The following is a 7967-nucleotide window of genomic DNA, read 5'->3' on the forward strand; positions in this document are numbered from 1 at the left end:
CTCATCGCGCCGCAAGGCCCGGCCAGCCTCGTTCCTGGCGTGTTTACACGGGCACGATCTGCACGTCCACGTGCAGGGTTTCCGTGCCGCCGCCCTGGCGCACGCCCCGCACGGGCGCGGCCGAATCGTAGTCGCGCCCGATGGCCAGGCGGCAATACGCATCCGTCATCAGCCGCGCATGCGTGACGTCGATGCTGACCCAGCCCGCGAAATCCGTGTCTTCCGTCCACGCGTCGACCCAGGCGTGGCTGGCCGCGTGGCCCGTCGTGCCCGGATCGATGTAGCCGGACACGTAGCGGGCCGGGATGCCCCAGGCGTGGCAGCAGGCGAGGAACAGGTGGGCGTGGTCCTGGCACACGCCCCGGCCCAGGGCCAGGGCGTCGCCGGCCGTGGTCGTGACCATGGTGGCGCCGCTTTCATAGGCCACCTTGCCGACGATGTGCTCGGCCAGGCGCAGCAGATGCCCCGTGCCCGCCGTCACGCGGCGGTCCGGCAGGCTGGCGGCCGTCAGTTCCACGATGGCGGGGTTCGCCTGCGTCAGGGGCGTCGGCATGGTAAACAACAGCGGCGACAAGGTGTCGACCAGGTTCAGCCGTCCCTTGTGCGGGTAGATGGTTTCCACCACGCCATGCGCTACCAGGCTCAGCGACTGATGGCTGCCGTTGATGGTCAGCATGTGCGACAGGTTGCCGTAGGCATCCGTATAGGCGTGGCACTGGCCCGGCGTGCTGATGTGCCAGGACAGGGCGCGCTGCTGCGGCTCGATGCGCGGCGTCAGGTGCAGCTGCTGTATCGTGTAGGCCAGCGGCGCGCTATAGGCGTAATGGGTTTCGTGGCGGATGGTGAGCTGCATCAGGCCGCCAGGGGAACGAGGAAGTCGCGGCTGACGCGGTTGCCCAGCTCATAGATGTTTTCCAGAAACTCCGTCAAGGTATGGTGCAAACCGGCCTTCATGATGTCGTCGATATGGCCGAATTTTAACTCGGCATGCAGTTTGCCGGCGAAGCGCTCCGTATCGGCCGATACATCGTTGCGGATATGTTTCAAATTTTCCACCACGTCATCCATGCAGGCCAGCAGGGAACGCGGCATATCGCCGCGCAGCATCAGCAATTGCGCCACCCGTTCCGGGGTGATCACGTCGCGGTACACCTTGCGGTAGATCTCGAAGCCGGACACCGAGCGCAGCAGGGCCGCCCAGTAGTAAAAGTCGCGCTGGGTGATGTCCTTGGAGGTGTCGCGCGCGCCGTGGAACTTCACGTCGAGGATGCGCGCCGTGTTGTCGGCCCGCTCCAGGAAGGTGCCGAGGCGAATGAAGTGAATCGCTTCGTCCTTCAGCATGGTGCCCAGGGTCACGCCGCGCGACAGGTGCGAGCGGTACTTGACCCATTCGAAGAAGGCGCTGGGGTCCGATTCCAGCAGATTGCTCTTCAGGCGCTTCTGCATGTCGAGCCAGGTGGCGTTCTGGATTTCCCACACTTCCGTCGTCAGGGTGCCCCGCACGGCGCGGGCGTTTTCACGGGCGCCCGTCAGGCAGGCGAGGATGGACGACGGGTTGTTCGGGTCGCGCACCATGAAGTCGAGCACGTCGCGCGTATGGAAGCGGCCATATTGGTGGTCGTACGCGCTTTGCAGCTCGGAAATACCCAGGGTGGCGCGCCAGCCTTGCTCCGCGTCCTGCTCGGACTGGGGCAGCATGGACGTCTGCATGTTGACGTCGAGCATGCGCGCCGTGTTTTCCGCCCGCTCCGTGTAGCGGGCCATCCAGAACAAATGATCGGCGGTACGGCTCAGCATGTTTTTTCTCCTTCTTCCGATGATGCGGGTTCCAGCACCCACGTGTCCTTGGTGCCGCCCCCCTGCGAAGAATTGACCACCAGCGAGCCTTCGCCCAGGGCCACGCGGGTCAGGCCGCCCGGTACCATGGAAATCGTCTTGCCGGAAAGCACGAACGGACGCAGATCGATGTGACGGGGCGCGATGCCGGCCTCGACATACGTGGGGCAGGCGGACAGGGCCAGGGTCGGCTGGGCGATGTAGCCGCCCGGATTGGCCAGCAGGCGCTGGCGGAAATCCTCGATCTGCGCGAGGCTGGACGCCGGCCCCACCAGCATGCCGTAGCCGCCCGCGCCGTGCACTTCTTTCACGACCAGTTTCGGCAAGTTCGCCAGCACGTAGGACAGGTCGGCCGCCTTGCGGCACTGGTACGTCGGCACATTGTTGAGGATCGGCTCCTGCGACAGGTAGAACTTGATCATGTCGGGCACGAAAGGGTAAATGGACTTGTCGTCGGCCACGCCCGTGCCGATGGCGTTCGCCAACGTTACCCGCCCGGCGCGGTAGACGGACAGCAGGCCCGGCACGCCCAGGGACGAGTCCGAGCGGAAGGCCAGCGGGTCGAGGAAATCGTCGTCCACCCTGCGGTAGATGACGTCCACGCGCTTCGGTCCCCGCGTGGTGCGCATGTACACGGAGTTGTCGTTGACGAACAGATCCTTGCCTTCCACCAGTTCCACGCCCATCTGCTGGGCCAGGAAGGCGTGTTCGAAGTAGGCGGAGTTGTACATGCCCGGCGTCATGACGACGACCGTGGGGTCATCGACGCCCATGGGCGCGACGGAGCGCAAGTTATCCAGCAGCATGTCCGGATAATGGTCGACGGGAGCGATGCGGTTGCGGGCGAACAGTTCCGGGAACAGCCGCATCATCATCTTGCGGTCTTCCAGCATATAGGACACGCCGGACGGCACCCGCAGATTGTCTTCCAGTACATAGAATTCGCCCTGGCCCGCGCGCACGATGTCGACGCCGGCGATGTGCGCATAGATGTCGGAGGCGACGGCGATGCCCTGCATTTCCGGGCGGTACTGGGCATTCTTGTAGATTTGCTCGGCGGGAATGATGCCCGCCTTGATGATGTTTTGCTCATGATAAATATCATGGATGAACATGTTCAAGGCTTGCACGCGCTGCACCAGGCCCGTCTGCATCTGCGCCCATTCCGCGGCGGGGATGATGCGGGGGATGGTGTCGAAGGGAATCAGGCGTTCAGTGCCGGCATCGTCGCCATACACGGCAAAGGTAATGCCGACGCGGCGGAACGTCAGGTCGGCTTCGGCCCGCTTGCGGGCGATGGTCTCGGGGGATTGCTGTGCCAGCCAGCTGCTGAATTCACGATAGTGTTCACGTACCTTGCTGTCCGTACCCACTTCATCCGCAGTCATTTCATTGAAAAAATTTGCCATGTTGTGATTTCCCTTGAGCCGTGTCTGGGTATAGCTCAGCAGGAAGCGTGCCAACAGGCCAGGCACGAACCGGTGTAAATATGACCACTTTTGTGGCGTCGCACCGTCTTTTGCACCGATCTGGTGCGCTAACTGTCGCTCTTGGGGACGCCAGCGGGCGGGACGAAGGGCCGGCAGTCGACGGGCACGTCGAAGATGAAGCTGGTGCCCGTCTCGGGCGCGCTGTCGACGGCGATGCTGCCGCCGTGGCTTTCGGCCACGCTCTGCACGAAGGGCAGGCCGATGCCCCAGCCCGGCGTGGCGCTGTCGTTCTCGCGGCGCAGGTAGTCGAAGATGCGTTCGGCCTGTTCCGGCGCGATGGCGTGGCCGCCATTGTGGACGGTGATGATCAGGCGTTCGTGCACCGCTTCCACGTGCACGCTGACGGGCGCGTCGTCGCCGTACTTGATGGCATTGCCCAGCAGGTTCTCCAGCGCGCGCCGCAGCGAGTTCTCGCACCACCAGCCGGTGACGGATTGCCCGCTGACCTGGCATTTGTCGGGCCGCTGCAGGTTGACCTGGCCAGCCACGGCCTGCACCAGGGGCAGCACGTCGAACTGGCTCAGGGCCAGCGGCAGCCGCTGGCCCTGGTGGTAGCTGAGGCTATCGAGCAATTCCTCGATCATGCTGTCGAGCCGTTTGCTGTGTTCGGCAATCTTGTGCGCGAGCGCCACCACCCGTTCCGGTTCCGCCGGCCGCAGCAGCAACTGGGCGCTGGTGCTGATGACGGCCAGCGGGTTGCGCATATCGTGCGACAGGCCGGCCGCGATGCGGCGCCGGAAGCCTTCGTGCATGCTGGTGAATTCGCGTATCGATTCCCGGATGCCCGAGTCGATCGATGCGTTGATCACCTGCCAGTCCTTGCTGCGCAGGGTAATGCCGGACTCATGCGCGACGGCGGCAAAGCAGTCGCGGAAGATCTGGTATTCCTGGATCACCTGTTCCGGCCCGTAATTGGTCATGCGCGCCCGCTCATTGCCATGCACGGCAGGCACGTTGCTGTTGCTGGCGGCGTTTTCGCGCGGGTGGCCCGGCGTGAGGGCTTCGACCAGGTTGTCGAAAAAGGCTGGCAAGGTATTGATGAGTATGGGCGTCAGCAGCTGGTCCGCGCCCCGCACGCTGGCGCGCACGCGCTGTTCCCATTCAGTGAGGACGGCGTCGCGCATGGCAAAGATGCGCTGTGCGCGCTGCAGCGGATGGCGCGCGTGCGTCTGGCGGCCAGTGTGATGATCAGTGGCAATATTCACCGGAACTCCCTGACAGGAATGGCTATGCTTTTAATAGTATGCGCCAAATCAGCGGCCAGGGAAACGCCTTATTGCCCAGTATCGGCCTGCCGCAAGGCCGCATGCAGGCGGAAAAGCGAGGCTGACCACTCGCTCAGGGAAAAGTTCTGCGGGTCGTCATGGCCATTTGCGTAGCCCGTGTCGAGCACGGCGTGGAAGGCGGGGATCAGCCACGTGCCCTTGCGCACGCTGGCGGCCACATACAGCAGGGCCAGGCGGTCATATTGCGCGGAGGTAAAACCCGGCTCGGGCGCCAGGCCGTCGTTGCCCTTGCCGCCGCCGGGCACGGAGTTGCGCGGCTGTACCAGCTCCACGTGCAGGAACAGGCCCGTCAGCGAGGGCTTGTCCTTTTCCAGCTTGCTGGCGTAGCCGGGCGTGCCGAAGTCGCGCACCTGCACGGAGTCGCCCAGGCGGTTGACGTAGACGTGGCCTTTCGGCCCGCCGCCCCGCGCGGGATTGCGCACGCTGAAGTCGTTGAATTCCCAGCCGGCGTCGTTGATGTGGGCGGGAATGGGGTCTAGCAGGAAATTCGGGTAGCTCGTGTCGTGGATGACGAAATAGCGGGCCGCAGGCGCCGCCAGCCGGCCCGTGGCGCGCGACAGGGGGGCGTCGACGGCGCCGCCCGCGTCCGCCTCGGCGATGCCTTGCCGCGCCAGCCAGGCCCGCAGCGTGGCCGGGGCGATGTCCGTGCGCCGGCCCACGTGGCTGTCGAGAAAGTCAGGCAGGGGAGCGCTGGCGCCCAGGCGCGCATACAGCTTGACCGGGCGCAACAAACACGCGGCTTGCGCCCGCGCATCGCCCTTGAAGCCGCTTTTCCAGGCGGCGTAGGGGCAGGCGGCTTGCTGCTGGGCAGCTGCCGGTGGGGCAAGGGCGAGAAGGAACAACAGGGCAGGGAGTCTCATGCGGGCATTGTCGCCCAGGCGCGCCCTGCGGCACAGGTGCGCACGCGAAAAAAAGCTGCCCGGGAAAGGGCAGCCTGCGGCGGGCGCTTAGAAGGCGATGCTGCCCGAGACGACGACCGTGCGCGGCGCGGCCAGCACGAGGCTGCCTGCATCGAAGGAAGACACGGCGGAAGCCCAGTAGCTGCGGTCGGCCACGTTGTCGATGCGCGCGCGCAAGGTCACGTCGTGGCCCGCCAGCTGCGTCAGGTAGCGCGCGCCGAGGTCCAGGCGCGTCCACGAGGGCAGCTGCTTGGTGTTGGCCAGGTCCCCGTACTGCGTCGCCGTGTAGACGGCGCGGGCGTTCAGGCTCAGGCCGGGCGCGCCGGGCACGTCCCATTCGCCGCCCACGCTGGCCTGCATCTTCGGCGCGCCGATGGCGTTCTTGCCGTTGTTGAGCGACTTGTCCGTGTCGCGCTGCTCCGTGTCCAGCCACGTCAGGCCGCCCAGCAGGCGCACGCCCGCCACGGGCGCGCCAAAGACGGACAGTTCCAGGCCTTGGTTGCGCTGCTCGCCCGACAGGGTGGCGCGCGTGCCGACGATGGCCGGCAGGGGCTTGGCCGTGGAGAACAGGGCCGCGCTCATGCCCAGCCGGCCGCCGTCATACTTGATGCCGATTTCCTTTTGCCTGGATTTATAGGGCGCAAACACTTCGCCATGGTTGCTCACCAGCTGGTCCGTCGTGCCGTCGAAATAGGTGCCGCTGGCCACGGGGCCTTTCACCAGCGCCTCGATGTAGTTGGCGTACAGCGAAAGCTGCTTGTTGGCCTTGTAGACGATGCCGGCCACGGGCGTGGTGGCCCTCTTGTCGTAGGTGGGGCCGGACTGCACGGCCGTGCCGTAGGCATAGCCCGTATCCTTGATCTGCTGGTGGCGCGCGCCCACCGTCAGCAGCACGCTGTCGTCGAGGAAGGCCAGGGTGTCGGCCACGGCAAAGCTGCTGAGGATGGTGCGCTGCGTGAGGCGGGGATCGCTCATCACGCCGCCCGAGTTCGCCGCCAGGGTGGGCGGCATGGCCACGTCCACGGGACGGTAGATATTCGTCGGCAAGCCCGCATAGTCGCTGATGGCGTAGGCATTCTTCGCCTCGTTCCAGTGGCCGGACCAGCTGGCCACCAGCGTATGCTGCACGGCGCCCGTCCGGGCCTTGCCGCGCAGGCCCAGTTCGCCCGTGCGGATTTCCTGTTTGCGCGCATTGTCGAAGCGGTACACGCTGGCGTCGCCATTGACGGAGGTCAAGGCCGGTTCGGCCAGGCTGTTCGATTCCTTCGTCGAGCGGCTGCCGAATGCGGCCCAGGCCACCACGTCCCTGGCCAGGTCGACCTCAGCGCGCGCCGTGCCGAAGACATCGTGTTCCTTCGAGTAGCTCCAGGGCTGGGCGAAATTCTTCGAGGCGTCCGGCGCGCCGGGCAGGGTGGTCACGCGGCCGATGTTGACGGACGGGCGCGGCGCCGTCAGGTCGAAGTTCTGGTAGCCGGCGTCGGCCGACAGGCGGACGTTGCGGCCGCGATAGTCGAGGCCGACGGAGAACATGCCCACGTCGTGGTCTTCGCGCCCGATGCTCGTCTCGCCCTGGCGCTTGGCGGCATTCACGCGCACGCCGAACTCCTTGTTTTCGCCGAAGCGGCGCGCCACGTCGATGGCCGCGTAGGCGTGGCCGCCCGATTCCAGGCCCACCGTCAGTTCCGTCAGGGGCGCGTTGCCGGCCCGCTTGGGCATCAGGTTGATGGCGCCGCCGATGCCGCTGCCGCCCGGCGCGGCACCGTTCAGGAAGGCGCTCGCGCCGCGGAACACTTCCACGCGCTCGAGCAGTTCCGGCGAGACGTACTGGCGCGGCAGCACGCCGTACAGGCCGTTATACGCCACGTCGTCGGAATCGAGGGCGAAGCCGCGGATCACATACACTTCCTGGAAATTGCCGTAGCCGCGCGACATGCGCACGGCCGCGTCGCTTTGCAGCAGGTCGCCCACGCTGCGCGCTTGCTGGTCGGCAATGAATTGCTGCGTATAACTGGTGCTGCCGAATGGCGAGGCCATCATGTCCACGGCACCGAGGATGCCCATGCGTCCGCCGCGCGCCACCTGGCCGCCCGCATACGCTTTCGACAAGCCTTCCGCCGAGGCGTCGGCCGAGGCGCTCACGACCACGGTCGGCATGGTTGGCGCGTCGGCGGCAGCGGTGGTCTGGGCATGGGCGGCGGCGCTGGCCAGCAGGAAGGCGGCCAGGGCGAACGGAGTGGGGACGAGGTGGAAGGTGCGCATGGTGTTGTCTGATAATAATGAGAATGATTATCATTATATTCCTCCCGGCCGGAAAGCGCGGGCAATGGCGCGACCGGCGGTAAAAAAAGGCTCTGTCCTCGACAAGTAGGGGAACTCACCGTATGGCTGAGGTCTAACCGAGTGGACCAGCCAGATGGGAGCACCTCATGCAAGCCGCAGAATGGAAACGTTTTATT

General features: G+C 65.7%; 6 protein-coding genes. All 6 read right to left on the minus strand.

Annotated elements, in window-relative coordinates; translation table 11 throughout:
- Positions 1-43: 43 nt before the first annotated feature.
- The 6 genes from AC07VL_RS26565 to AC07VL_RS26590 all read right to left on the minus strand — a co-directional run bounded on the left by AC07VL_RS26565 (position 44) and on the right by AC07VL_RS26590 (position 7770).
- Entirely contained in the window at positions 44-853 is an 810-nt protein-coding gene (locus tag AC07VL_RS26565) for a transglutaminase family protein (protein WP_494808511.1), read from the minus strand.
- Positions 853-1797: an alpha-E domain-containing protein gene (locus tag AC07VL_RS26570; protein WP_494808512.1), complete on the minus strand. Its 945-nt coding sequence runs from the start codon at positions 1795-1797 to the stop codon at positions 853-855. The genes AC07VL_RS26565 and AC07VL_RS26570 overlap by 1 nt, the downstream gene beginning before the upstream one ends.
- Complete coding sequence (locus AC07VL_RS26575) at positions 1791-3245, minus strand: circularly permuted type 2 ATP-grasp protein (RefSeq protein WP_494808513.1); 1455 nt, start codon at positions 3243-3245, stop codon at positions 1791-1793. The genes AC07VL_RS26570 and AC07VL_RS26575 overlap by 7 nt, the downstream gene beginning before the upstream one ends.
- A 128-nt stretch (positions 3246-3373) precedes the next feature.
- Positions 3374-4531 carry a sensor histidine kinase gene (locus AC07VL_RS26580; RefSeq protein WP_494808514.1) on the minus strand — a complete coding sequence of 386 codons (1158 nt, stop codon included), beginning with the start codon at positions 4529-4531 and terminating at the stop codon, positions 3374-3376.
- 68 nt (positions 4532-4599) lie between these two features.
- Positions 4600-5472 (minus strand): hypothetical protein, encoded by an 873-nt coding sequence (locus AC07VL_RS26585; protein ID WP_494808515.1) that lies wholly within the window; start codon positions 5470-5472, stop codon positions 4600-4602.
- An 87-nt stretch (positions 5473-5559) separates the two neighbouring features.
- Positions 5560-7770, minus strand: coding sequence for a TonB-dependent receptor (locus tag AC07VL_RS26590; protein WP_494808516.1), 2211 nt, complete (start codon positions 7768-7770; stop codon positions 5560-5562).
- Between the last annotated feature and the right edge of the window lie 197 nt (positions 7771-7967).

This window comes from Janthinobacterium sp. GW821-FHT03C08 (genome assembly GCF_059420905.1).

Coding starts and splice junctions, on each gene's coding strand:
- AC07VL_RS26585 (WP_494808515.1), bottom strand. CDS start 5,472: ATGAGACTCCCTGCCCTGTTGTTCCTTCTCGCCCTTGCCCCACCGGCA.
- AC07VL_RS26590 (WP_494808516.1), bottom strand. CDS start 7,770: ATGCGCACCTTCCACCTCGTCCCCACTCCGTTCGCCCTGGCCGCCTTC.
- AC07VL_RS26575 (WP_494808513.1), bottom strand. CDS start 3,245: ATGGCAAATTTTTTCAATGAAATGACTGCGGATGAAGTGGGTACGGAC.
- AC07VL_RS26570 (WP_494808512.1), bottom strand. CDS start 1,797: ATGCTGAGCCGTACCGCCGATCATTTGTTCTGGATGGCCCGCTACACG.
- AC07VL_RS26565 (WP_494808511.1), bottom strand. CDS start 853: ATGCAGCTCACCATCCGCCACGAAACCCATTACGCCTATAGCGCGCCG.